Genomic DNA, 26,316 nt, shown 5'->3' with positions numbered 1-26,316 from the left:
AATAAAGTGCGTATCCGCTAATTTAAGGTAAAACATGCAAACATTACTCGCTGAAGTTGTCTCTATCAGCCCACTAACAGAATTTGTTCATAAAGTTATTTTAAAGCCGCAACAGCCTGTAGCATTTGAAGCTGGCCAATATTTACAATTGGTTTTAGGTGAGAAAGATAAACGCGCGTTTTCAATCGCGAGTCGCCCTTCACAAACGGATGCTTTAGAATTACACATTGGCGCATCAAACGCAGACTCTTATGCGATGCAATCATTAGAGCACCTTCGTTGTGCCCACAACGATAACAAAACCGTAACTATTGAAGCGGGTTTAGGTATTTCTCAGCTGCGTTTGCAGTGCGAGCGTCCGATTATTTTACTCGCCGGCGGTACTGGTTTTTCTTACGCAAAGTCAATGGCTGAGCATTTAGCTGAAATCAACTGTGAGCGCCCGGTGCTATTTTACTGGGGTGTAAAAGAAGAGTCGGCGCTGTATGCTCATACGCAAATGCAAGCATGGGCAGATAGCCGTAAAAACTTTAAATTTATTCCTGTAGTAGAACATCCTACCGACAGCTGGACTGGCCATACTGGCTATGTACATAAAGCGGTAATGAACGATATTGTATCGTTAGAACCTTACGATATTTACATGGCAGGTCGTTTTGACATGATTGGCATAGTACGTGATGATTTTATAAATCATGGCGCCATTCGCGAAAATATGTACGCGGATGCATTTGCTTTTATAAAATAAAAGCAAATGCATCATTTTTAAGGCACCTTAGGGTGCCTTAATTGTTTTAATTGCTAGAACTATGATTGTTATTACCTATTAAGCTCATCAACATAAACAATTTCCTAAAATCCAATCTATAAACCATACTTTGTATAGAACATTAAGCGGGAGAAACCTAAATGTTAAATACAAAAGTAAAAGATTTTATGCAACACAAGTTGCCTCATATCACCCCTAATACAGAAATGACCACAGCCATTGCTGAGCTACAAAAATTTAAACTACTTGGCGCACCGGTATTTGATGATAATAAGATGCTTGTTGGCTTTATCTCAGAACAGGAGTTACTTAAACCCTTAATGCAAAGCAGTTATTTTTGTGATGGTATGGTTAAGGTATCGCAGTTGATGCAAACAGATGTGGTAACCGTGCACGGCGATACCAATATTATGGAATTAGCAGAACAAATGAAGCCCGGTAAACCTAAAAATTATCCCGTAATCGATGGCGGTGTGGTAGTCGGTATGATCAGCCGTGCCGATATATTAAAAGCACTTTATAATAATTACGTTAGTTGTAATGCGCACATATAAAAAATGCCACTGTAAATAGTGGCATTGTTAATAAATATCTTAACCAGAGTTCAGGTTAATATAAGCAATTTAACGCTGTGCTACTTTGGCTTTAAGTGCACTTTTATCAGCGTCACTTAAGTAGGCAATTTCAAGCGCATTCGCTTGCGCTTTTTCCATATCGGCTTGTGACAAACCTGCTTTTGGTGCTGCCACTGCGTACTCGTACTCAATTTCAATGCCTTCAACAGCTGGGTCATCCGTGTTAAGACAAGCTAAAATACCATGATCTAAAAACTGCTTAAGTGGGTGTTTGGTTAAATCATTCACTGTACTGGTTTGAATATTACTGGTTAAGCACGATTCAATACCAATACGGTTATCGCGTAAATAATCCATTAGTTTTGGATCTTCAATCGCTTTAACACCATGGCCTATTCTGCTTGCGCCAAGCTCGTTTAATGCTTGCCAAATACTTGGAGCACCTAACGCTTCACCAGCATGCACAGTAACAGCCAAATATGCATCACGTACTTGCTTAAAATGATCAACAAACAACTCGCCAGGATAACCAATTTCATCACCGGCCAAATCCACTGCAACCAAATCATTTTTAAAGGCAAGTAACGCGTCCAACTCGTGCTGACAGGTTTTAACTCCGTATGTACGAGACAAAATACCAATTAAGTTTGCTTTTATATCAGTATCTTTTGTTGCACTTCGGATACCATCAACCACTGCTTCAACAACGCCTTGAGGGTGTAACCCTTGGCTTTGAGCCATATAATAAGGACTAAAACGCAGCTCTACATAATCAAGACCCTGCGCTTGCGCATCTTCAATGTTTTCTATCGCAATACGTCTACAGGCATCGTAATCGCCTAGTACCGTCACTCCCCAATCAAGCTTTTGTAAAAATGCCATTAAGTTTGGCTCAGGATCAATAACCTGAACATGAGGAATAAGTGCTTCAACATTGTCCGCTGGTAAAGCGATATTAAACTGACGACCAAGTTCTAGTATGGTTTGCGCGCGTACATTACCATCTAAATGACGGTGAATATCTAGCAAAGGTATTTTTCTATTGATCATAATAGCTACTCGGTTGAATTAAAATTGCGCGAATGATACGCAGGTACAGTAATATTTCAAGTGTAGAATACTTAAAATAGCGCTTGGAGGTCTTATGTCTGCTTTTTATATAAAAAGAGTTAACGTGATAAATAAAACCAAATCATTTTAAACAGTGCATCTGCATCAATCGGTTTGGTTATATAGTTATCCATCCCCACGTTAATCGCTTTTTTAGCATCTTCTTCGTGCGCATTAGCAGATAGGCCAATAATAGGTAAATCTAAAAACCCTAATTCATTACGAATCACTTTCGTTGCCTTTAAGCCATCCATTTGTGGCATTTGAATATCCATTAATACTAAGTCGTATCTTTTATCGCTTAGCATTTTAATCGCTTCAAGTCCGTTATTAGCAATATCAACAACACCCTGCTTGGTTTCTAAAATAGCGGTAGCCACATGTTGATTTAATGGGTTATCTTCAACGAGTAGTAAGCGATACTTCGCCAGTGATAGGTTGCTTATATCTATTTTATCTAACTTACCTGAATAATATTGTGCTTTAGGTAACGGAGAATGAAGCGGTAAACTAAAGGTAAAAGTAGAGCCGTGACCTTCACTACTTTTTAAATCAATTGCTCCTCCCATCAGTTCCACTAATTTTTTACAAATACTTAAACCAAGCCCTGTGCCACCAAACTGGCGTGAGGTTGAACTATCAGCCTGAGAGAATGGGTTAAATAGCTGTTTTTGTGCCTCCTCACTAATTCCAATCCCCGTATCATTGACACTAAAATAAGTCATTTTTGCTGACTGCCAAATCTTTAATGTTACACTGCCCTTAGCAGTAAACTTAACGGCATTATTTAATAAGTTCAGCAGCACCTGCTTTAAACGAATAGGATCGGTATTAACAACTAAAGGAGCATCATGATCAACCTCAACTTGCAGTGACAAAGGCTTATTACTGACCTCAAACTGCATTAAACTCATAACTTCTTTTGCTAGAGACTTTAACTCCACAGGCTCCTGCACTAACTCAAGTTTACCCGCCTCCATTTTTGAAAAATCAAGCACATCATTAAGCACTCTCAATAAGACGCTGACCGCACCATCAGCTTGCTCTATGTAAGTTTTTGCTTGCGGCCAGTCCTGCTGTTGCAGTGCTAAGTAATGCATGCCTTTAATACCATTAATTGGGGTGCGAATTTCGTGGCTCATATTGGCTAAAAACTGGCTTTTTATCTCACTGGCTTCATCAGCTTTTTTCTTTTCCTGGCGCAAAGTCAGTGTTTGCTTTGCAACTTGTTCCCGTATACGAACATTAGTAGCTACCACTGAAATTAAAAACATAATCAGTAGCCAAACAAACAACATTCCTACTATTTGTGCTAACCAATAAATCAGCCAGGTTGATTGCGTCTTAGGCTGGTAAATTTCTACTTGCCATAACTGATGACCAATTAACAATTGATAGTCTTTTAACAACTTCATTGCACTATGCTCTGCTTCATAAAGGGGTTGCTGGTTATCTGTTTTATTTATATCGGTAAAACTAATCGCAACTTCACCACGACTATCAAACGAGAGTGCCTCAGATAACTTAGCTAAACTCACTAGGGCAATTACAAACCCTTTAAAATCGCCTTCAATATCAGGGGCACCAAAAACAGGGGAAATAAAAAGTACGCTTAATTCCTCGTCTGTAGGGGCTAGCTTAAATGGCTCACTCAGTACCAACTCATTAAGAATTTTTGCTTTATTAAGGGCGTCGCGAATACCCACATCAGAGCTCAAATCAAAGCCCAACAGATCTTGCATATTCTTTAAGGGGTAAATGTATTTTATGGGGTAATAAATATTACTAGAGGGTGCTTTTTGCCATTGTCCATTCGCCATTCTTTGTTTTATAACGACACTTTTGTCCCATTTAGTAGATTCATTAATAGAATTGGCAGTAATGATTGGTACCCAATTTAACGCTAAAATCTCTTCACTGTAGCTCAACTGCTTAGAGGTAAAATGATTAAACTCATCAAGACTAACTTGTTCGCTACTTGCTAAAAATGCGCCCAACAAAGATAGATGAGCAGCCACTTCATCTAACCTTTGATTAATGGCACTTTGCGTCATCATCACTTTAGCTTCTTGTTTTTGAATGTCTTTTTGTTTTTTTACACTAGCCGCACCATAAAAACTAACACTGATAATGGCGTAAATGAGTAACGCAGGCAAAATGACTTGAAGCCGATGACGTAACTGAGAATAGTTAAATACAGCCAGTACTAAAGGGGTAAAAATCAGTACCCCTATTGAGTCACCAATCCACCAGGTAATAAAGGTACTAAGCGCAGCAGATGAACTAATTATATGATTAAAAACAAGCAGAATGGTTCCTGCCCCAGCAGCTATGACGCAACACAGCGGTCCACCAATCATCAAGCTTTGAATGCTAAGTTTAAGGGAAGATAAATTAAGAGGCGCTTTAATAACTTTGGTAATGAGGAATGCACCCAGCCAGGCCTGAGAAAATACAGCACAGCTGACGCCAATAGCTTGCAATAATACTTGCCAGTTTAAAATATCAGCAACACTGTCTAAGTGGATTAAATTAACAAAAGCAGCGCCTGCAAAAATCCCCACATAAGCGCGACGCCCCCATAATAAAAAGCTCGCTAGTGCAATACCTGCAGGGGGCCAAGAGGCAACCGCGTAACCATTAACAGCAAATAAAAAATTACTCAGGTAACCGCTAAAGAAGTAAGCGCATGCGAGGCTAAAGGAAAGTGTAAATACATTTTTCACAACCGCCGCTCCTGCGCTTTTATTATTGATTTATAACTATAATTGATTATTGGTAGAGTACAAGTGCCTTATCTAATTGTGCACTGTGCTTATAGCTTAATATAGCTTGTTGTCGGTATTGTGATTTATTTTCACTATTAAGCGCTTTGTCGAATACTCGCGCAGCTAAATCATAATCACCTTGCGCATTGGCTAAACACGCCAACGCTAATAATAACGCATTATTATGCTCATCTTTTTTTAATCGCTCTTGAATGCTTGATTGCAACTTATAAGCATTACTTGGGGCAGCTTCACTTAAAATACTAGCCAATTGGTCATGTTGTTTATTGTGCTTAAGCAATTTAATTAGCTCATTTTCAATGCTTGCTAATTGCCCGGTTTTGGCCATTTGGGTTAAATAGGCCGTGTACGCATGCGCTTGCAGTTTTTTACCTAAATGTTGGTATTTAGTGGTTAACTCATCACTTGCTTGCGCTGCAAAATAAGCTAAAAACACTTGCTGCCACTGGGTATCACTCAAGGCGTTTTTGCGTAATAAACGCGGTAAAAAGTCTTCAAGCAATTTAAAATGCTGCTGTTGCACTAACACTTCGGTGTACAATTTCAAATCAAACACCGTGGCTTTTTTAGATTCTGCAGCCACCCGTATTTGCGGTTCAATTACACTGCTGTCGCCACTAGCTAACCACAATTTAGCCACTTTAAGTTGTTGCTCTGGGCTAATTTCAAACAAACGCTCAAGCGCTTTATCGGGTTGATTATTTGCCAGTGCCGCTTTTGCTAATAATGCTAAACGTATATCGGTAAATTTAGGTGGCACACTATTGCTTGATAGCGCACTGTCTACTTGCTCGTAATCATCATTAATGAGACTCCACAATGCTTGCTCTATAGCTGCATGTTTACGCTCTTGGCTTCGAGCAAAAAAACCATGCTTAGTGTTTCTGTAAATAGATAAACAATAACGCACTAGCTTGTAAGTTAAATACAAAGCCGCTGCACTCAGTGCTGCCATTATACAAAATGAAACAATCGTGCCTTCTATAGTGGTATTGTTAAATGAAATCAGCACATAACCTTTTTCATCTAACACAAAAGGGGTAATCGCTAGCACCAACACAATCGCGACAATGAAAATAATCAGTCCTATCATTGTGCCCACTCCTTCACTTGCTGAGTGCTTTGCAGTGTTACTTGAGGATTAAAGTTAAGCGATTCTTTTTCAAGATTGGCTAAGGTCTGTATTACCACCTTTGTCGCATCGTCATCTTGCTTAAAGTATTCATTAACCAAACGTTTTGTATCATTCAAAGCGTTAAAATAAATACTTGCTTGCTTACTCATTAATGCGTCTTGCGCCTGGGTAATATTAAGCTTGATACGCTGGGTAATTAAATGGCGCTCTCGGTCAGTTAATAACGGCTCAATTAATACGCCTTCGTGATGGCGAATAGTAATAAAGCTATCGACTATTTTATTCCAGCTATTACGAATATTTTGCTGCCAATCACTAACATCTTCAGAGAGTGCGTTCTCATCACTTATACTCGCCTCTTCAGGCAAATTAACCGCATTAAATACTAAGTCATCAATACGTTTTATTACGCTATTTAATTGTAAATAAATCGCCTCTGTCGCAACCGGTTTAATACTGTCGAGTGTTTGAATATCTTGTGTAATTGCTTGGCGCAACTCAAGCGTACCAGAGTGGTCGCTTAACAATGAATCTAAACGTTTAAGCACGGCACTCGTGCCTGAGTAATCTTGCTCTGCCCACAGTTTAAACTCAGCCATACGTTGCAAGCTGGTCACTTCTTGTGGGTTTAATGTATTACCACTTTGTTGTACCTTTTGTAGCGCGGCTTTTAATGCTTGTTGATTTTTTACAGAATTTTCATTGAGTGCCATAGCGATTTGCTCTTCGCTATTAAGCAGTGCTTGTTGCAAACTGAGCTGCTCAGACTTAAGCGTTTGCAGCTCTTGCTGCAATATCTTATTTTGCTCTGTTAATGCATTTACCGCTAAATTTTGCACTTTACCGGCATTGAGTTTTTGATAAAACTCATAACCCACGCCACTGGCAACAAGCAAGGAAATCACTAACGCAACGCTACCTACTTTACTTACTTTTTGAGGAGTGCTCTGCGTTTGGTTATTCGCTTTTGCAGAGTCACTTTTAGTCGTATTAGAAGTGTTCTTTGCTATTGGCTGTGCTTCTTTTTCTGCTTTTGGCGTCGCTGACTGTTCACTCATTTTGCTACCTTGCTGATTAATGCAGGTAAACATAGCGTGGTCGCTAGCTCCTGCCGCAGTGTGTATATGGGTCGAATTTATTTTTTGTTGCTGTAAATAAGCACCAATGCGCTCACTGGCAACATAAAACTCGCACTGTTGTAACCACGTTAGTTGCGCTGGCGTAATAGTATTAAATATAGCGTCAACTGCAGCATTACTTGTAATGACTATACCGTGTACATTAAGGCTTTGCCAGTGGTCTATCCAGTTAGCTGAACTAGGCTCTACCGGCTCACGTTGATACACCACACAATTATTTAAATAAGCACCACGTTGCTTCAAGGTTTTTGTTATTTCAGGTCGCCCGCCAATACCTTTTACCAGCACAATATTACTGCCATCAACGTCAGCCAATGACTTAAGCGCAAGTAACCCCTCAGAGTCATGTTGTTTTGGTAATGCAGCTCGCACACCAAATACTTCATAAATGGTATCAGCTGTTTGTTGGCCCACCCCATAAAACTGCGCTTTGGTATTAATTGCAGGCTTAAGTGCATTTAATGCATGCACCGCATCCTGTGAAACAAAAATAATTTTGTCGGCGTTTACCAACGGGCTTAATTCAACGCTTGTCGGCGTTAAGTAGGTTATTTTTAAAACTGGATATAAAGACGCTTGATAACCCGCTTGCTCAAGTTGCTGTGCAAGGGCTGCGCCTTTTCCTTCGGGCCGAGTTATCAAGATATGTTTCATTATGCGTCTCGATATACGTCAGCTAGAATTTTATCTGCGCCTTGTGCTAATAGTTTTTTAGCCAGCTCTATACCTAACTTTTCAGCATCATCAACGTGACCGCTAATTTCATCGCGTAAAATTTCACTGCCATCAATCGCACCGACTAAACCACGTAAGTGTACTTGCTCACCATCAACCAATGCATACGCACCAATTGGCACTTGGCAGCCTCCTTCTAAATGGCGGTTCATTGCGCGCTCAGCGTTAACGCGAATACGTGTTTCACTATGCTCAAGTGGCGCTAATAATGCTTTTGTCACGGTATCATCTATACGACACTCAATGCCTACAGCGCCTTGGCCATTAGCAGGTAACGACACTTCTGGTTCAATAAAGTCACGAATACGCTCGCCCATCTCTAAACGAATTAGCCCTGCTGCTGCGAGTATAATGGCATCATATTGGCCGCTATCAAGCTTTGCTAAACGTGTATTGACATTGCCGCGTAAGTCACGAATTTCTAAATCCGGACGCAGCGCTCTAATTTGACACTGGCGACGTAAACTTGAAGTCCCCACAATAGCGCCTTGTGGTAGCGCATCAATATTGGCAAAGTTATTTGATACAAACGCATCACGCGGGTCTTCACGCTCACAAATAACGTGCAGTTCTAAATCATCCGGAAACTCTACTGGTACATCTTTCATTGAATGCACAGCAATATCTGCACGGCCATCAAGCATGGCTTGCTCTAGTTCTTTTACAAATAAACCTTTGCCACCAATTTTAGCCAATGGCGTATCTAAAATAATATCGCCCTGAGTCGACATTGGCACGAGCTCTACGCGCACGTCATCATGAAAATGCTCTAGCTGCGCTTTTACAAATTCAGCCTGCCAGAGTGCCAATGCACTTTTACGAGTGGCAATGCGAACTAACTTTGTTTTTTCGGTCATAAAATATCCATTAATAATTACAAGCTTTAGGATTAAAATTTATTCAATCTAAGGCGATTTAATTTGCTAAAACTCTAAATTCTTTTTGAGCGATGAGTAGCCCGTTTTCATCAACTACATCAACGCGCCAATGCCCTATTTGAGTATCCATAATATTTTTAGTTGAGTACGTTCTGTAACGTGGAGAAGTAACCTTAAGTGCCACTGCGGCCATTACTTCACCTTCAAATAGCCACACATGTTTTACCTGCTGGCCCTGTAAATTTTTAAGCTCACTAAAAAATGACAGCGACTCTTCAAATTGATTTAAACGCACATCAGCGGCAAATACGTTAGTTGGCTCACGGTTACTGACACTGCGAGTCAGAACTGCACGACTTATGGTAGCGGTATCTATTTTGGCACCAATGGCCACACTGGCAATATTTGCAGATGCAGCAAATTCTTTTTGCTCAGCGGGTTTTGCACTCACAACGTCAGGGGCTGGAGTGGCTATTGCTGCAATGACTGCTTCTTCAGGCTCAGCTGTGGTCGTTGGCTCTACTTCTTGCTTAATAATATTTTGTTGAACTTCAGGCTCCGATGGTGCCTGTTCAGTAATAGGCGCTGGTATTTTCTCATTGGAGGAAATGGTTCTAGGGTCTGCAATCGCGACACTGCTCACCGGCTCCTCATCAGCATCTGTGGCTTTTTCACTCTCTACTGATACTGCATTATCATCGCTTAGCGACACAATTGCTGTTTGTTGCTCAGTTAAATCAGACTGCTCATTAGGATGCGGCGTCCCTTGATCAGCATTTACAGCACTAGACAGGCCGTAAATAACCGCTGCAGAGGTCATAATCACCAACATAGAAATACTCACAATCCGACGCCAATGCCACTCATAGCTCACGTTGGGTTTGCTAGTAGATGGTTCGCGTTTTACATTTGCTGTTATTACTATTTTTTGACTCATTTTGACCCTCAGCGGCTCCTAAACTAACTTAAGCGAGAAATTAACCATTGGCGCACAGCTTGTAACTCTTGTGTACAAACCTGATGCCCCATTGGGTATTCTTGCCAACTTACATCCATGTTATGCGTTGATAATACTTCAAACGCACTTCTACCCGCGCTATGCGGTACAACGTCATCTTGGCTACCATGAGCCATAAATATATTTAACTGTGTTTGTTTTGCTTCATCGGCCAATTTATGTGGCACACACATGTAGGTTGACAGCGCCATTACACCAGCCAGTTTTTGCTCTAAACGCGGTGCTAAATGCAGCGATACAACGCCACCTTGCGAAAATCCCGCTAAAATAATTTTACTCGCAGGTATGCCATTAGCAATTTCTTGTGTGATGAGTTGCTCAACTTTCGCTGCTGATTCTCTAACCCCTTGCTCATCGGCACGTTTATCTAAATCCATAGATTTAATGTCGTACCATGAGCGCATTTGCATACCGCCATTAACTGTAACAGCCTGCATAGGCGCGTGCGGAAAAATAAAACGCACTCCTAACTCAGTAGGTAAATCGAGCTGCGGGGCAACTGGTGCAAAACCATCACCTGAATCACCTAAGCCATGTAGCCAAATCACCGTGGCTTTATGGGCACTTTGTGCCGGGTATTCTACAAACCCTAAACTCATAGCGTTGATTGCCACTTAATTTCTTGACCCGCTTGACGTGTTGACGCTTCGTTAATGAAACTCCAAAACTCTGCACCCGAGCGGTTATCAATCCATTGACCATCACGCATTTCAAAATGATGTCCATTGAATTTTGTTGCTACCCATACCTGGTGCAAAGGGGCTTGCTTATTAATCACAATCTTACTGCGATCTGGAAAAATAATTTCTAAAATACCTTGAGCCGATTCATAATCTAAATCTGCTTCACAATCATCAACTTGTTCTTCAATAGTGAACATAAGAGCTTCTGCTAACTGGTGATATTCGTGATCAGTCATCGTTAATTTCCTTTGCAGGCGAGGCGCCTAAATAATGGGTGCATGTTTATAGAGCTAGTGTAACAGGAATAAAATCATCCGCGAATAGCTGCATTTTTTAGATATTCTGTTACTCTGCGATTATAAAGCCAGCAACCGTATTAATCTAATGAAAGCGACATATACCTTACAATTAAAACAACTATTAATCAGCACCGTATTGTTGTGTGCGTTAGCTGGCTGTGGTCAAAGCGGCCCGCTGTACTTACCCGAGCAGCCTACTGAACAAAACCAGCCAACTGACACCCCTAATAAACAAACACCCGTAGAGCAACAACAGGAGCAATAAATGGATTTTTTTAATTATAAAAACAACCAACTATTTGCTGAAGATGTCAGCGTAGCCACTATTGCACAACACTATGGTACGCCGTGTTATGTGTATTCAAGAGCCACGTTTGAACGTCATTATTTAGCGTTTGCTAATGCGGCTAAAGATCACAAAAGCCTAGTGTGTTATGCCGTTAAAGCAAATTCAAATATTGCGGTGTTAAATATATTGGCACGACTTGGTGCGGGTTTTGATATTGTCTCAAAAGGCGAATTAGCTCGGGTGATCAAAGCCGGAGGTGCTGCTAATAAAGTGGTATTTTCTGGGGTTGCTAAAACGGCTGACGAAATTGCTTATGCGTTAGAATTAGGTATTAAATGCTTTAATGTTGAGTCAATCTCAGAGCTTGAGCGCATTTCTGAAGTGGCCTGCGAGCTTAATTTAGACGCGCCAATTTCTATTCGCGTTAACCCCGATATTGATGCCAAAACACATCCATATATTTCTACTGGGCTTAAAGAGAACAAGTTTGGCATTGGTATCGAATCTGCTTTAAGCGTGTATCAACATGCTGCGTCGTTACCTGGCTTAACGATTGTTGGCGTAGATTGCCACATTGGCTCACAGCTTACACAAACCAAACCGTTTTTAGAGGCGCTTGAGAAACTACTGGCATTAATTGATGAGTTAAAGAATGCAGGTATTGAGCTAAGCCATCTAGATATTGGTGGAGGACTTGGAGTAACCTATGATGATGAGCAACCCCCGCATCCAAGTGAATATGCAGCACAAGTAACGCAACGCCTTGCGAATTACCGTCACCTAGAACTGATTTTTGAACCAGGGCGAGCCATTGCCGCAAACGCGGGGATTTTAGTAACACAAGTTGAGTTTATTAAACAAAACCAAGACAAATATTTTGCGATTGTCGATGCGGGTATGAACGACATGTTGCGCCCATCACTGTATCAAGCATGGCAAAAAATTATTCCTGTATCAGTGCGTGATGACGAAACACCGACCCATAATTACGACGTAGTTGGGCCGGTGTGTGAAACAGGTGACTTTTTAGGTAAAGACCGCCCATTAGCACTCAAACAAGGTGATTTATTAGTACAGCGAAGTGCTGGAGCCTATGGTTTTACTATGAGTTCAAATTATAACTCACGCCCACGGGTTGCTGAAATAATGGTTGATGGTGAGCAACATCACCTTATTCGCGAACGCGAAACTATCGAAAGCTTATACCAAGGTGAGAAAGTTTTACCATAAACGTTTTTGCCAACTAGCTGCTCTGTGGCATGATTAGCACAGAGCAAAACCGAATTAGAGCGCTATGTTAGTTAATTTTTCCAAAATGCACGGCTTAGGTAACGACTTTGTTGTGATTGATAACATTACACAAAACGTTTTTTTATCTCGTGATCAAATCAAAAAGCTGGCCGATCGCCATTTCGGCATTGGGTTTGATCAACTACTGATGGTTGAAGCCCCTTACTCACCCGATCTCGATTTTCACTATCGTATTTTTAACGCTGACGGCCACGAAGTAGAACAATGTGGTAACGGTGCGCGCTGCTTTGCCCGCTTTGTACGCATGAAAGGCTTAACCAATAAACATAAAATCAGCGTGTCGACTAAGTCTGGTAATCTCACCCTGTATATTGAAAAAGACGGTCAAGTAACCGTTAATATGGGTCACCCTAATTTTGAGCCAAATAAAATTCCACTCAAAGCAACCAAACGTGAGCTGACTTATATTATTCGCGCAGAAGAGCATACCGTTTTTAGTGGTGCCGTATCTATGGGTAACCCTCATTGCGTAATGGAAGTAGACGATATAGAAACAGCCCAAGTGGATACCCTAGGCCCGTTGCTTGAAAACCATGAGCGTTTTCCACAACGCGCGAACATTGGCTTTATGCAGGTTATCTCTCAAGAGCACATTAAACTCAGAGTATGGGAGCGTGGTGTAAGCGAAACACTTGCTTGCGGTACCGGCGCGTGTGCTGCCATGGTGATTGGTTTTATCCAAAATAAGCTCACCAGTACCGTACAAGTTGATTTACCCGGCGGTAGCTTACAAGTGCGCTGGAGTGGCGAGGGCCATCCAGTGCGTATGACAGGTCCCGCTGAACATGTATTTGATGGGCAAGTTGCACTATGAGTGAATTAACTAAACAGCAAGTAATAGATTACTTACAACAGCATCCTGATTTTTTAATAAATCAACCTGCGCTATTAGCGCAACTTGAGTTACAACAGCAAGTACAGGGTGCTACTTCATTAGTGCATATTCAGCAGCGCCAATTACGCGAGCACAATACACAGCTAAAAAATCAAATAGACAGCATGAGCAAAAATGCGACCCAGAATGAACTGGTTTATCGTTTATTTAGCCAATGTCACCGACAGCTGTGGAGTAATTACGACTTTAATACACTGGCCAGTAACTTACGCAATATTATTTGTATGAGCCCGACTATTAATGAATGCAAACTCGTTAGATACGATAATGCCTTTGAAGAGTTAGTAAAGCATAGACTATCAGATAGTAATCATTATTTAGGCCGTGTAAATCAGCAAGAACGCGACTTACTCTTTAACAATGATACCCAATCGACCGCACTTTATTTAATTGGTGAGCCGAGTAACCCCTACGCAATTTTGGCTTTTGGCAGCCACGATGAAAACCACTTTGAGCCCTCACAAGATAACTTATTTGTATTAGATTTTGTGCGCTCATTGCAAATACGGTTACTGGAACTGGCATGAGTGATAACGCGCCAAATATAAGCGACTTAAGCGATAGCTGGCGTACACCCATTACATTATTTAGTGATTACTTAAAATTTGAACGTCAATATTCAGCGCACACCGTTAATCAGTATGTCAGCCAATTAGGTTTTGCCGCCTTGTATTTTAATAAACTGTGCGATAATTGGTTTGCGGTACAAAGTGAGCATATTCGTCGTTACAGTATGGCACTGCGGGCAAAACAATTAAGTGGCAGAACAATCAGCTTAAAATTAAGCTGCATACGTAGTTTGTATAAATTTTTAAAAGCAAAAAATATTACTGAGCAAGCGCATTACCATAATCCGGCACAGGGCATAAAAGGCCCTAAATTTGCGCGGCCTTTACCTAAAAACCTTGATGTTGACCAAGTGGCTCGTTTACTCGAAATCCCCGATGATGATCCACTCGCCATGCGTGATAAAGCGATGATGGAACTAATGTATTCATCAGGGTTACGTATTAGCGAGTTAGTTGGCACTAACATGCAAGATATAAACACTCGTAGCGGTGAAATATTAGTACGAGGCAAAGGCGCAAAAGAACGCCTAATACCGGTTGGCTCCAAAGCACTTGAGGCATTAAAAAAATGGTTAGCAGTTCGCCCACTATTTATGGGCTCAGATGAACATGCGGTATTTTTAAGTAGCAAAAAAAACCGTATTTCTGTACGCCAAGTTCGTTTGCGTATGCAAGAATGGGGTATTAAACAAGGTATAAGCTCACAAGTGCATCCGCATAAATTACGCCACTCATTTGCATCGCATATTTTAGAGTCTTCTGGCGATTTACGAGCAGTCCAAGAGCTATTAGGCCACAGTAGTTTATCTGCAACCCAAGTTTATACCCATTTAGATTTTCAGCACTTAGCTAAGGTGTACGATAACACCCACCCACGTGCTAAAAAAAGAACTGATTAGAGCAGCAACCATGATCCGATTTAATCGCGCAATTTCTCCTTTTTCTGTGCTGAGTTTTGACTTAGACGACACCTTGTACGATAACCGACCCATTATAACGGCGGCAGTTCAAGCGCAGCATGATTACTTAAACGCCTTGCCAGGTTATCGTCAACAAGGAGCTCAATTTTGGCAACAATGCCGTGAGCTCGCGGCGCTAAAGCAGCCAGAGCTTATTGATGATGTCACTCAATGGCGTAAGCATACCTTGCGCTTAGTATTGTCTGAATTAGGTTTTAAAGGTGATGAAATAGAGCATCATGCAAACATGGCATATCAAGCATTTGCTGATGAGCGAAGCAATATTACTGTGAGCACAGACGTACTGAAGTTGCTTGATAAACTAAGTCAACACTACAGATTAATCGCCATTACCAATGGCAATGTTGAGGTTGAACGCTTTAATTTAAAAGACAAATTTGAACTAGTCCTACAGGCAGGGTTGCACGGTAAAGCAAAGCCGCACACAACATTATTTGATCAGGCTGCAACGCATTTAAATATTAAAAACAGCGAACTGTTACACATTGGCGATAGCCTTGATAGCGATGTTCAAGGTGCTAATAACGCGGGCTGTCAGTCTGTATGGTTAAATAATCAAGCACAAGCTTATGCCTACAAAGGGCTGGCTGATATTGAAATAACCAACATTCATGCATTAACCCATTTAATATAACCTATGCTTGTTTTACTAATAAGATAGGTTAGAGTTAGTTAATTAACGACATATTATAATAACAAGGACAGCGTATGACGCTCACAGATTACTTAACAACACTCGCAGATGAACCTAAAAGTATTAGCTTTGCTGATACTATGGCCGTTATTGATGAGCACTATACTTTTACAGCATGCGGTTTCAGTAACCATGGGTTATTGAGCTCTGCGAGTGAAAATAACGGTTCGTGCAAAATTTTTGCATTTGCTAAGCTCAACGGTCTTAGCAAACAAAATACCTTAGATTGCTTTGGTAAATTTTACCGTGAAGATGTACTAAACAACCCAAATGCCGATGACCACATGAATATTCGTACGTTTATGTTAGCGCCGGAGGCGACACCATTTTTAGGCATTAGCTTTGATGGCACGCCTTTAACCGCAAAAGAATAATGCTCAAAACAGCGTTATTTAGCCACTATTAGCGGTTTTTCCATAAAGTAACGCGTACCACTAAGCGGGTAATTGTTAAGTTGATATTTAACCTGATAACCGCGCTTTTCATAGAAAGGTTTGGCTTGAAAGTCTAAGGTGTCAAGCTGAGCCTGAACCGCGCCCAGTTCAATTGCCGCGTGTTCTAATGACATTATTAACGAATCAGCCAAGCCATTGCCCCGTGCGGATTCATCGCACCACAACCAACTTATTAGCAGCCAATTGCCAAATACATGACCGCTTATACCGGCAACTAATTCATTCTGTTTGTTGAGATATTTAAAGCCAAGAGCTTGGCGCTCTGCGTCGAAGTGTTGAGCATTAAACTCAAGCATATTAGCGCGCAGTGCTTGGTTTAATTGCTCAGTATTATCAGCATGCAATAGGTACATTGGGCGTTCCAAATAGGCCTATTTTAGCAAATACCTGATGTTAAAACAGGTTATTTTGTCCAAAGGGAACTTCCAGCATATTGCTAGAAATTTTTTCCGGCTGACCACACATTTCATCATAAGCGCTGGTATGCCTGAGCATCATTTGCGCATAAGCAATGTCTTCAAAGCGTTTTTGAATATGTAATGGGCTGACTGCCTTTACAAATTCACCATCACTTTCTTGTACATAGTATTCAACATTATTAATGACAACAGACACTTGATACAAGGCCATTTCCAGTGAATGAACCACCACTTTTTGTAATGGCTGATGCTTTTTTAATTCTGAAAATTGAATACCCATATTAACCTACCTACTGTTAAATTAACTGTCCAAGTAATCAATACGCAGCTTTGCTATAATCGCGATCAGATTTTTTTAATTACGCGCTATCATGGATACAAAAATTCGACTCGCAAAGTACATAGCGCATGCCGGCGTATGCTCTCGCAAACAGGCCTCGCGCTTAATTGATGAAGGTGTGGTCATGGTTAATAATCGCCAAGCTAATCATATCGATCATGTGGACGAAAACGACAGTGTTATCGTTAATGGTCACGCCATTAAAGGCCCAGCCGATTTAGTCTACTTTGCCTACCACAAACCGGTAGGAATTGATTGTAAACTCAATCAGCACGACCCAAGCAGCCTTATTCACCATTTACCGCAACTAACACGGGTATATCCTATTGGTCGCCTAGATAAAGACTCGCGCGGATTGCTTATTTTGACCAATGATGGGGATTTTTGTAATCAGTTGATCCACCCTGACTTTCATCAACCCAAACGGTACTTAGTCACTGTGAATAAACCATTAGACGCGGGTTTTTGTGAAAAAATGGCTGCAGGCGTCCCTGTCGACAAGCAAATGACCTTGCCGTGTGAGGTGACTAAAATCACTGACAATCAGTTTAGTATTATTTTAAAACAAGGGCTTAATCGACAAATTCGTAAAATGGCGCATTACTGTGGTTACAAAGTGATTGATTTATACCGCGTACAAATAAGTGAATTACTGTTAGAACATTTAAATTTACCCGAAAACCAGTTTATAAAAATTAATAAAAGCGACATTTTAGGCTAACAAGCTCACGCTACCCCCCTCGCTTTAACGCAATTAAAAAACAAAAAATAAACTTGCAAAAACAGATTACAGGTGTAGTCTTAAATTAAAGATTACATTTGTAGGCAATGAAATGATCGAATTATCCAAAGCAGAATTTGAAGTACTCGATGCGCTATGGATTAGCTACCCCGCTAATGCCAGCCAAATTATTGAGCGCTTGAGTGATGATAAACAATGGCACGAAAAAACCATTAAAACCTTATTAGGTCGATTAGTTAAAAAAGGGGCGCTTAGTTTCGAAAAAGAAGGCCGCCAATATATTTACACCCCCTGTATAGAGCGTGCTGATTACACCCTAAAAGAAAGCCAAAACTTTATTGAGCGCTTTTTTAGTGGCCGTATAGCCCCGTTGGTAAGTGGTTTTGCAAAATCAGAAAAACTCTCTCAACAAGATATAAACGAGCTTAAAAAAGTCATAGATGACTGGGAAAAAAACCAAAAGTAGGGGGTTCGCATGGTTATTCAAGCAAGCTTTAATTGGCTAATAGAACAGCAATTATTATTAAGCATTTTGTTTATAGGGTTTGTTTTACTTGAGCGCTTTGGCTTAAAAGCAATTGGTTCGCAGTTTATTTATAAATTAGCGTGGTTAATACCAGTCTCGCTGCTTATCGCTAATTTACCCAATGCAATTAGACCATTACAAAACAGTCCAATTGGTCATTATATCATTACTCCTAATCAACCATTGATAAGCAGTATTAGTATTAACTGGGCGCTACTGTATGTGGTTATTACGGCGCTACTATTAATCGTCACTTGGATTATTCATCGCCGATTTGTAAGCAATCTGCAGCTTTGTGAAGTAACACATTTACAAGCAGAAATAAGCTCAGGGGTAAAAACCTTCACTAGCCATCAAGTGGCAACACCTATGGTAATTGGGGTACTAAATAGCAAGCTAGTTTTACCACACAACTACAATACTCTGTTTGATAAGGCCACATTGGCGCTTATTTTAGAGCACGAAAATGTGCATATAAAACGAAAAGATAACCTAACAAATGCGCTGCTATTACTGGCTACAATTTTAATGTGGTTTAACCCTTTGGCTTGGATGACATACGCAAGCATTCGCCGCTTACAAGAGCTGACTTGTGATGAACGGGTACTAAGTAATAAAACCACACAGCAACAGATTTTATATAGCAAAGCCTTAGTAAACTGCGCTGCCAATGCACCAGCGGGTCTGATGGCTTATTCACACTACGGAGATAAAAAAACCATGTTACAACGACTTACTAATATCAAACATAATGGCGCACATTCACGCCTAGCAAAAGGGAGCTTGTTACTTATCACTGCGAGTTTACTCAGTGGCTTAACAATTGCAAAACAACCTGAAGTATCAGCAAACAAAGGAACATCTATTGCTCCCGTAATGCGAATCGAACCGCTTTATCCTAAACAAGCAGCAGAACAAGGCATTAGTGGTTCAGTGGTATTAAAATACGACATAACCCCAGCAGGCGAAACAGCTAACATTACTGTTGTAAAAGCTGAGCCAGAGGCCGTGTTTAACAAAGAGGCAAAAAAAGCACTGATGCAATGGCAGTATACGCCTTCATCAATGGGGCAACAGAACGTACTGATACAACTTGACTTTGCAATCAATAGTGCAGTTGCAAAAAGTGACTTAATAGAGCGAATTAAAGTATCGCATTAATAAAAATGAGTGTTTAAGACTATAAAGCAAGCACCCTTTTAGGCTGCTTGCTTTGTGGTTTTTTGCTTATTCACGTTACAAACTGACAGCGATCATGCCAATAGCGGTTCCTATTCCCACCAGCCAAGTGAACGATCGAATAATATCGAGGTTTAAGTAATAAAAAACACAAAATAAAATACGCGCAACAATATGCGTCATCGCTAAAGTTTCGGTTACGGCATTAACATTATTAGTGCCTAATACCACCGCCAAAGCGACAGCAAATACCGCTAGCGACTCAAAACAGTTTTGATGCGCAGCCAACGCCCTAGCCCCGAGCCCTGTGAGCTGTGTTTGTTGTTGGCGCGGGTGTTTATTATCGTAACCACCGAGCTTATTCATTTCTATAATCGCTGGTATTCTCGCAACATAAGGCATGATCACTGCCATTAAGGCGCAAACCAATAAAGTTGTCATTATCATTCTCAAGTTATTATTTATAACTCAAAATAACACAGCACATAGAAAAAAGCCGCCAAATATAAATAACCTGAGTTCTGGCGGCGAGCAGTAACATCCCAGACACTATAGCCGATTTAAGCAGTGCGTCACTGTGGCAAATTGTCGCAGGTGATGAATATTCATTATGCCTTTTTGAGGGTCGCTTTCATGTCTTAGTACTGCTAAATTACTCCTCCACTTATTGTATGCTGTTTAAGATGATTTGGATTTTACTGACTATTTTTGCTGCATTTATGCAGTCATGGCGTAACGCTCTGCAAAGTAAATTAAGCACTCATGTGAGCATTGCTGGCGTTACATTAGCCCGCTTTATTGTGGCAAGCCCTATTGCCGGGCTGTATTTATATGCGCTTTATTATCACCAAGATGCTCCCTTTCCTTCATTTAACCCTTTATTTATTAGCTACATTATTGGTGCCAGCATAGTGCAAATTATTGCTACGGGACTCATGGTTAAATTATTTAAAATGAATAATTTTGCTGTAGGTGCTGGCCTCGCTAAAAGCGAAGCGCTTATGGCGGCCATACTCGGGCTATTGTTTTTTGGCTCAACGCTGTCATTACTTGGTTGGCTGGGCGTATTTATTGGTGCAATTGCGGTATTACTATTAAGTGGTATTGCCAATGTAAAACACTTTAGCTTAAAAACAGCATTAACAGGACTTGCCTGCGGTACCGCCTTTGCGTTGTCATCATCGTGGATCAGAGAAGCCAGCTTGAGTTCGGGGATTGCTTTTCCGTATGCGCCTGCATGGGTTTTATTGCTTGTTATTAGTTTACAAACACTAATGCTGTGTATTTATATTGCCTTAAAGGAACGCGACACGTTTCAAACCATGCTTCAGCATAAGGGTATGACTTGTACGGTGAGTATATTTAGTTGCTTGGGGTCAATAGGTTGGTTTAGCGCAATGAGCTTACAACATGTAGCCTATGTAAAAACGCTCGGCCAGATAGAGGTATTTTTTACGATGTTAATTGCCGTTTTATGGTTAAAACAACCACTAAAACGCCAAGACAGCGCAGGGCTATTACTGATTGCAGTGGCTGCCATATTGGTTATGCTGCCGAGCAGCTAAAAAAAGCGCAGCTATAAAGCTGCGCTTGTTTTTTAATAACTAATGACTAATTTTTAGGGTGATCACACCACAAATAATCATTAACACACCAGCAATACGACCAAACGTAGCGGCATCACCGTAAAATAATATACCCACTAAAAACGTACCAGCGGCCCCAATACCTGTCCACACCGCATATGACGTACCCATAGATATTTGCTTTTGCGCTAACCACAGCATAAAGCCACTCGCGACCATAAATGCAACGGCAACTGCTATACCCTGCCAACGAGTTTCAGGGGTTTGAGAGATTTTTAACCCTATAGGCCAACCAATCTCAAGTAACCCTGCAATAATTAAATACATCCACGCCATTAAACATCTCTCTTTTTCAATATCACTTCATACAAATCGTGACGGCGATCTTTTAAGTTACGCACTGTCCCTTCACTGTGAAGAATTTTTAACTTATCCATATCTAAGTCGCTAAATAATAACATTTCTGTATTGGTGGTGGCTTCATTTAGTGTGGCATCATGTGGAAATGAAAAGTCCGATGGGGTTAGTACCGCCGACTGTGAAAACTGCACATCTAAGCTTTCTACTTCAGGTAAGTTACCCACAGAGCCTGCAATAACCACATAACATTCGTTTTCAATGGCACGTGCTTGGGCACAATGGCGTACACGCAAGTAACTATTTTTGGTGTCGGTCCAAAATGGCACAAATAAAATATCCAAACCTTGGGTGGCCAAAATACGTGACAACTCAGGAAACTCGACATCGTAACAAATTTGAATACCAACCCGGCCTGCATCTGTATCGAATACAGCAATTTTATCGCCGCCTTGAATAACCCAGTCATTATGTTCATGCGGGGTAATATGAATTTTACGTTGCTCGTCTATTTTGCCGCTGCGGTGGCATAAATAACTAACGTTATATATTTTATCGTCTTCGGCAAGCGGCATTGAGCCGGTAATAATGTTGGCGTTGTATTCTATCGCCATACGCGACATGGCGTTTTTAAAGGTTTCTGTGTATTCGGCTAAATAACGAATTGCCTCAGTTTGATTACTTTGCTCGGTTAATCCCATTAGTGGCGCATTAAAAAACTCCGGGAATAAAATAAAATCGCTTTTGTAATCAGATACCGTATCAACAAAGTATTCAACTTGCTTAAGCATTTCTTCAACCGATTCAACACAGCGCATTTGCCACTGCACAGCCCCTACCCGCACGATTGATTTAGTTGACTCAATAACGGTGTCGGTTGGCTCATACATAATGTTATTCCACTCAAGTAATGTGGCATAACCGACCGATTCCTGATCTTCAGGTAAGTATTTTTTCAATAATCGTTTAACCTGAAAGTCATTAGCTAATTGAAAGCTGAGTATGGGATCGTATAACTCTTTTTGATCGACCTTTGCAATGTATTCCATTGGGGTCATTTCACTACTGTGATTGTAATAACGCGGAATACGCCCACCCGCCAAAATAGCGCGTAAATTATACTGACGACACAATTCTTTTCGCGCATCATATAAACGACGCCCTAAACGCATGCCACGGTATTGCTCACTAATGGCAACATCTAAACCGTATAAAGCATCCCCTGTGGTGTCGCTAAATACACGGTCGTGGCCGTCGGCAATATCTTCATAGGTATGCGGGTTTGAAAAACGCGCATAATCTACCTGTACACTCAGCGCTAAACCCACCAGCACGCCGTCATCCACAATACCTATTTGCCCTTCAGGGAACTGATCGATGAGTCTAAAAATAGTATGGCTTGGCCATGCGCCGCCTAGGTCGGGGTAAGCTTCGTCCATCAAGGTTTTAATTTGTGGGTATTGCTCTCGGGTTAAGTTACAAATTTCAAGATGGGTTTTTTCTGCCGACATACGCAACTCCTTGGGGCATGTAAGAATCAAAAAAGCTGAACACATGCTCAGCTTTATTAGGTTTATGCGTTTTTATTCGCGCTGTGCGCTACTTTAAACTGCGATAAAAAAGTGTGGTTACGCGCTCTTTAGGTAACCAATTTGCATATTCAAGGCCAAGTTCTGACAATGGGTCTGCTTTAAGTACCTGCTCTAAACTGGCGTCATTTTGCATTGCTTTTAGCATAACATCTTTCGCTTTTTGCACCAGCTTACGATACGTTATCAGTCCTGAACGGTCACTTAGTGGGCCATGACCGGGAATAACTTGGGTTTTATCATCAATCTGATTAATAACATCATCAACCGCCGCTAATACACCGTCAACACTGCCACCACTGTCTACATCAACAAACGGGAGGCTACCAAAGTTAAAATAAATGTCTCCCATATGCACAATATTATCATTATTGAAAAAAATCACCGCATCGCCATCGGTGTGAGCATGTTGATAATGCACAACATGCGCTTGCTCATTATTAAAGTGCAGTGTTAAATCATGACCAAAACTAATCCGTGGTAGGTAATCAGACCCTTCGCCATGTTTTTCTTTTAAGCGTTTATGTACATTATTGTGGGCAATAACATGAGCACCGGCTTTAGCAAAATTTTCGTTACCCCCGGTGTGATCGCCATGATGGTGGGTGTTAATTACAAACTCAGCACTGCCAGGTTTTAAATCGCTAATGGTTTTTTTAATATCGTCTGAGAGTTTGGCAAACTGATCATCAATAATATATATGCCATCATCCCCTACGCTGGCGGCAATGTTACCGCCTTGTCCATATAGAACATACACATGTTCGCTCAGCTGCTTAGCTGAAACTGGGTTGTCATCCGCTGCCGCGTAGTTACTTAGTAGTAAAGTCGTTATTAATGCCGGTAGTAATTTTTTCATTGTTGTAACCCTATAATTAATAATCATGGTTATAAAACGTGGTAGCGACTTATTTAGCTCACTCTGCACCCAAAGCTAGTCGCTCATCGGCACTATTTCAATTTGATGCATGAATGTTTGCGGTAACAATGGGGTGTGCTTACCCTCTACATATTCATCAAAGCCAGCTCGATAAAATTCAGAAAGTGGGTGACCTGATTGCCCACCTGGCACAGTTAAAATAGCACTTTCTAAATGTCCAGGTTGGGCAATAAATCGCTGTGATGCACCAAAACCGCGTTTTTGCACCGCTGGCATATAACTATCACCAAACCCCGACGCTGTTGGCATGTTAAGTAACTTACTAAGCATCGGTATTTGTTTAGCAAATGGGTGTTCAATTGTTAATTCGTTTACTTTACCCCATTGCCAGTTTTGAATGTTGTTACCAAACTTTGTTGTTAACTGTGCGAGAGTTTGCTCAAAGGCTCCCTGTAATTGTTGCTCCCAATTAGTAAACTGCGGATTAACCCAACTTGTTGGCTGCGCCTTTATTAACTGCCAAACAGCGGGCTCTAAATCACGTTTCACATATTTTAATGTGCCATCTTGCTGGTTGAGTGTTGTCTCAATACTGCTAAATAAAATATTTATCAATTCATCACGATACGTCTTTACTAAGGTATACCCTATTGATTGCGGGCAAGCGCATTGCTGCCAGTTTTCGAGGGCATTTATGTGATCTTTATAACGCGCGGGCTGCTTTTTTAACTGCTCAAGCAATAAGGCATGCCAAGGCATTAAAAATCGTGCTTGGTTATCTAACTGCAACTGATAAAAATCACTTTCATTAAAGCGTTGTTTTTCAAATAGCCTATCGCGAATTTGCGTTGCACGGGCTCCAAGCGCATAGCCGCCATTACCAAAACGTGCATTATCCTCAGCAGAAACCACTCGCGAATTCCCTGTCCATAGGCGCCCACTCTGAGGGTTTTTAACAAATGGGCGAATAACTTCATTTTGCTGCCAAGTTGCTGAATACTCATTTTCATTAATGGCTAACTCACTGGGTGCTGTTCGCGCAGGAATACCACCCATGTGTTTCCAAGCGGCACTGCCTTGGCTATCTACCACCATTAAGTTTTGTACTGGAATACCCACGTTACTTGCAATGTTAAGGGCATCATCCACTGTTTCAGCCTGCTCAAGCTGCAACAATTGCATATCAACGGCATACGGCTGATGCGCTGCCCAACTTAATGCATAAGGCTGATTGTTGATGTATTTAACAGGGCCATACTCGCTTAGCGTTAATGGATAGGTTTCACTGTTGCCATTAGGTAAGGCAATCACTTCATTTACTTGCCACGTTTTACTGCTATCAGTTAATGCCACCCAGTCGGCTGTATCTATATAACCATTAGTAAATCCCCATGCAATTTTATTATTACTGCCAACCACAATGGCAGGCGCCCCTGGTAACGAAACACCGGTTACTTGATAAGCTTGATTGTCATGGGTGTAATTAAGTTGTGCGCGATACCAAATAACCGGCACCGCCATTGATAAATGCATATCATCTGAAAGCATCGCAGCTTGGGTATTAGTTAAGTCTGCGGTTACTGCCCAGTTATTACTGCCTACTTCTAAATTAGCGGTAATAGTTTTAATCGCCGCTAATGACTGCGTTGGTAACTGGGGTATAGTTTGGGTATAAGGTGTTAAAACACTGCCATCTAATGCTGCTTGGTATTGGCTTGGTTGAGTTAAAAATTCAACCATTTTTGCGCCGTATTGCTGCTGTATTTGAATTAAAGCTTGGTCGCGTTCAAAGGTGGCGGTTTGTAAGTCTAGGTACATGCTAAAAATAACTAACAGGCTATCTTCACTTTGCCATGGCTGTTGCTCAGCCCCTGTGAGTAAGTATTCAAAGCTTGGGTACCCTATTTGCGCAAGTCCTTCGTTTACTCCTTGAGCATAACTTTTTAGTAGTTGCTTATCGGCTTCAGGGAGAGTTTTTAAAATAGCTTGGCTACGTTTACGTAATTGATGAAAGCGCATTTTTTTATCAAGAGCAAGCGCAGCTTTACCAAATAACTCACTGAGCTCACCAGCGGCATTACGTCTAAGTAAATCCATTTGAAAAAAGCGGTCTTGTCCGTGGGCATAACCTAAGCCATAGGCAGCTTCGTGGCGAGTTGCTGCAGTAATAACAGCTTGGCCAAGGGTATCTCGAGCAACTTTAACAGGCTGTGTCACCGCATCGCTTCGACCTTTACCATCAAGGGTAGGTAAACTTAAGGTCAAAACGCCGTAAACAATGGCAGTACCAGCGAGCGCTAAAACCACAACAACCAATAGCAACCGCTTGATTACTTTAAACATAAACATACCCTTCAACTATTTCAATAAACTAT

28 protein-coding genes are annotated in these 26,316 nt (G+C 41.1%); 13 read left to right on the top strand and 15 right to left on the bottom strand.

Annotated elements, in window-relative coordinates:
- Window positions 1-34 precede the first annotated feature (34 nt).
- Entirely contained in the window at window positions 35-748 is a 714-nt protein-coding gene (gene fre, locus P20311_RS01930) for an NAD(P)H-flavin reductase (RefSeq protein ID WP_008109053.1), read from the top strand.
- 161 nt (window positions 749-909) lie between these two features.
- Window positions 910-1,323 (top strand): CBS domain-containing protein, encoded by a 414-nt coding sequence (locus P20311_RS01925; protein WP_008109051.1) that lies wholly within the window; start codon window positions 910-912, stop codon window positions 1,321-1,323.
- A gap of 69 nt (window positions 1,324-1,392) precedes the next feature.
- Here P20311_RS01925 and add read toward each other — a convergent pair whose 3' ends face one another.
- The 8 genes from add to cyaY all read right to left on the bottom strand — a co-directional run bounded on the left by add (window position 1,393) and on the right by cyaY (window position 11,067).
- Window positions 1,393-2,394: an adenosine deaminase gene (gene add / locus P20311_RS01920; RefSeq protein ID WP_008109049.1), complete on the bottom strand. Its 1,002-nt coding sequence runs from the start codon at window positions 2,392-2,394 to the stop codon at window positions 1,393-1,395.
- A 119-nt stretch (window positions 2,395-2,513) separates the two neighbouring features.
- Complete coding sequence (locus P20311_RS01915; RefSeq protein WP_008109048.1) at window positions 2,514-5,180, bottom strand: ATP-binding protein; 2,667 nt, start codon at window positions 5,178-5,180, stop codon at window positions 2,514-2,516.
- 46 nt (window positions 5,181-5,226) lie between these two features.
- Window positions 5,227-6,336, bottom strand: coding sequence for a heme biosynthesis HemY N-terminal domain-containing protein (locus P20311_RS01910; RefSeq protein ID WP_008109045.1), 1,110 nt, complete (start codon window positions 6,334-6,336; stop codon window positions 5,227-5,229).
- Window positions 6,333-8,171: a uroporphyrinogen-III C-methyltransferase gene (locus P20311_RS01905; RefSeq protein WP_036984654.1), complete on the bottom strand. Its 1,839-nt coding sequence runs from the start codon at window positions 8,169-8,171 to the stop codon at window positions 6,333-6,335. Before P20311_RS01905 ends, P20311_RS01910 begins: the two co-directional genes overlap by 4 nt.
- Window positions 8,171-9,109, bottom strand: a complete 939-nt coding sequence (hemC, locus tag P20311_RS01900) for a hydroxymethylbilane synthase (protein ID WP_008109042.1) — start codon at window positions 9,107-9,109, stop codon at window positions 8,171-8,173. Before hemC ends, P20311_RS01905 begins: the two co-directional genes overlap by 1 nt.
- Window positions 9,110-9,167: 58 nt before the next feature.
- Window positions 9,168-10,067, bottom strand: a complete 900-nt coding sequence (locus tag P20311_RS01895) for a DUF2914 domain-containing protein (protein ID WP_036984652.1) — start codon at window positions 10,065-10,067, stop codon at window positions 9,168-9,170.
- A gap of 23 nt (window positions 10,068-10,090) precedes the next feature.
- Window positions 10,091-10,747 (bottom strand): alpha/beta hydrolase, encoded by a 657-nt coding sequence (locus P20311_RS01890; protein ID WP_008109038.1) that lies wholly within the window; start codon window positions 10,745-10,747, stop codon window positions 10,091-10,093.
- Window positions 10,744-11,067, bottom strand: coding sequence for an iron donor protein CyaY (cyaY, locus tag P20311_RS01885; RefSeq protein WP_008109036.1), 324 nt, complete (start codon window positions 11,065-11,067; stop codon window positions 10,744-10,746). The genes P20311_RS01890 and cyaY overlap by 4 nt, the downstream gene beginning before the upstream one ends.
- Before the next feature lie 148 nt (window positions 11,068-11,215).
- On the opposite strand from cyaY, the gene P20311_RS01880 reads away from it, so the two are divergent.
- From P20311_RS01880 to P20311_RS01850, 7 genes are all read left to right on the top strand, one after another.
- Entirely contained in the window at window positions 11,216-11,395 is a 180-nt protein-coding gene (locus P20311_RS01880) for a lipoprotein (protein ID WP_008109033.1), read from the top strand.
- On the top strand, window positions 11,396-12,649 hold the full coding sequence (gene lysA / locus P20311_RS01875; protein ID WP_008109031.1) for a diaminopimelate decarboxylase: 1,254 nt from the start codon (window positions 11,396-11,398) through the stop codon (window positions 12,647-12,649).
- Window positions 12,650-12,713: 64 nt separating this feature from the next.
- Window positions 12,714-13,544 (top strand): diaminopimelate epimerase, encoded by an 831-nt coding sequence (dapF, locus tag P20311_RS01870; RefSeq protein ID WP_008109029.1) that lies wholly within the window; start codon window positions 12,714-12,716, stop codon window positions 13,542-13,544.
- Entirely contained in the window at window positions 13,541-14,152 is a 612-nt protein-coding gene (locus P20311_RS01865; RefSeq protein WP_008109028.1) for a DUF484 family protein, read from the top strand. Before dapF ends, P20311_RS01865 begins: the two co-directional genes overlap by 4 nt.
- Window positions 14,149-15,093: a tyrosine recombinase XerC gene (locus P20311_RS01860; RefSeq protein ID WP_008109027.1), complete on the top strand. Its 945-nt coding sequence runs from the start codon at window positions 14,149-14,151 to the stop codon at window positions 15,091-15,093. Before P20311_RS01865 ends, P20311_RS01860 begins: the two co-directional genes overlap by 4 nt.
- A gap of 10 nt (window positions 15,094-15,103) precedes the next feature.
- Entirely contained in the window at window positions 15,104-15,808 is a 705-nt protein-coding gene (locus P20311_RS01855; protein ID WP_008109026.1) for an HAD-IA family hydrolase, read from the top strand.
- A 74-nt stretch (window positions 15,809-15,882) separates the two neighbouring features.
- Window positions 15,883-16,242 (top strand): HopJ type III effector protein, encoded by a 360-nt coding sequence (locus P20311_RS01850; protein ID WP_008109025.1) that lies wholly within the window; start codon window positions 15,883-15,885, stop codon window positions 16,240-16,242.
- 14 nt (window positions 16,243-16,256) lie between these two features.
- Here P20311_RS01850 and P20311_RS01845 read toward each other — a convergent pair whose 3' ends face one another.
- Both P20311_RS01845 and P20311_RS01840 read right to left on the bottom strand, forming a co-directional pair.
- Window positions 16,257-16,676: an N-acetyltransferase gene (locus P20311_RS01845; protein WP_008109024.1), complete on the bottom strand. Its 420-nt coding sequence runs from the start codon at window positions 16,674-16,676 to the stop codon at window positions 16,257-16,259.
- Between the two features lie 40 nt (window positions 16,677-16,716).
- Window positions 16,717-17,022, bottom strand: a complete 306-nt coding sequence (locus P20311_RS01840) for a DUF6482 family protein (protein ID WP_008109023.1) — start codon at window positions 17,020-17,022, stop codon at window positions 16,717-16,719.
- Between the two features lie 91 nt (window positions 17,023-17,113).
- On the opposite strand from P20311_RS01840, the gene P20311_RS01835 reads away from it, so the two are divergent.
- The 3 genes from P20311_RS01835 to P20311_RS01825 all read left to right on the top strand — a co-directional run bounded on the left by P20311_RS01835 (window position 17,114) and on the right by P20311_RS01825 (window position 19,511).
- Complete coding sequence (locus P20311_RS01835; RefSeq protein WP_008109022.1) at window positions 17,114-17,803, top strand: pseudouridine synthase; 690 nt, start codon at window positions 17,114-17,116, stop codon at window positions 17,801-17,803.
- 112 nt (window positions 17,804-17,915) lie between these two features.
- Window positions 17,916-18,290: a BlaI/MecI/CopY family transcriptional regulator gene (locus tag P20311_RS01830; protein ID WP_008109021.1), complete on the top strand. Its 375-nt coding sequence runs from the start codon at window positions 17,916-17,918 to the stop codon at window positions 18,288-18,290.
- A gap of 9 nt (window positions 18,291-18,299) precedes the next feature.
- Window positions 18,300-19,511 carry a TonB family protein gene (locus P20311_RS01825; protein WP_008109020.1) on the top strand — a complete coding sequence of 404 codons (1,212 nt, stop codon included), beginning with the start codon at window positions 18,300-18,302 and terminating at the stop codon, window positions 19,509-19,511.
- A gap of 75 nt (window positions 19,512-19,586) precedes the next feature.
- Here the strand turns inward: P20311_RS01825 and P20311_RS01820 are convergent, their stop codons facing one another.
- On the bottom strand, window positions 19,587-19,970 hold the full coding sequence (locus P20311_RS01820; RefSeq protein WP_036984650.1) for an MAPEG family protein: 384 nt from the start codon (window positions 19,968-19,970) through the stop codon (window positions 19,587-19,589).
- A gap of 242 nt (window positions 19,971-20,212) precedes the next feature.
- On the opposite strand from P20311_RS01820, the gene P20311_RS01815 reads away from it, so the two are divergent.
- Window positions 20,213-21,094 (top strand): DMT family transporter, encoded by an 882-nt coding sequence (locus P20311_RS01815; RefSeq protein ID WP_008109016.1) that lies wholly within the window; start codon window positions 20,213-20,215, stop codon window positions 21,092-21,094.
- 39 nt (window positions 21,095-21,133) lie between these two features.
- On the opposite strand, the gene P20311_RS01810 is transcribed toward P20311_RS01815, so the two are convergent.
- The 4 genes from P20311_RS01810 to P20311_RS01795 form a co-directional block, all read right to left on the bottom strand.
- Window positions 21,134-21,451: a multidrug efflux SMR transporter gene (locus tag P20311_RS01810; RefSeq protein ID WP_008109014.1), complete on the bottom strand. Its 318-nt coding sequence runs from the start codon at window positions 21,449-21,451 to the stop codon at window positions 21,134-21,136.
- The gene (locus P20311_RS01805; RefSeq protein WP_008109012.1) at window positions 21,451-22,983 is read right to left on the bottom strand and encodes a bifunctional GNAT family N-acetyltransferase/carbon-nitrogen hydrolase family protein; all 1,533 of its coding nucleotides are present in this window, start codon (window positions 22,981-22,983) and stop codon (window positions 21,451-21,453) included. The genes P20311_RS01810 and P20311_RS01805 overlap by 1 nt, the downstream gene beginning before the upstream one ends.
- A gap of 88 nt (window positions 22,984-23,071) precedes the next feature.
- Window positions 23,072-23,920 carry an MBL fold metallo-hydrolase gene (locus P20311_RS01800; protein WP_008109010.1) on the bottom strand — a complete coding sequence of 283 codons (849 nt, stop codon included), beginning with the start codon at window positions 23,918-23,920 and terminating at the stop codon, window positions 23,072-23,074.
- A 75-nt stretch (window positions 23,921-23,995) separates the two neighbouring features.
- Complete coding sequence (locus P20311_RS01795) at window positions 23,996-26,284, bottom strand: penicillin acylase family protein (protein ID WP_008109008.1); 2,289 nt, start codon at window positions 26,282-26,284, stop codon at window positions 23,996-23,998.
- Window positions 26,285-26,316 lie beyond the last annotated feature (32 nt).

Source organism: Pseudoalteromonas sp. BSi20311 (genome assembly GCF_000239875.1).
Classification (GTDB): Bacteria; Pseudomonadota; Gammaproteobacteria; order Enterobacterales; family Alteromonadaceae; genus Pseudoalteromonas.
This window is presented reverse-complemented; position numbering and strand designations above follow the sequence as displayed.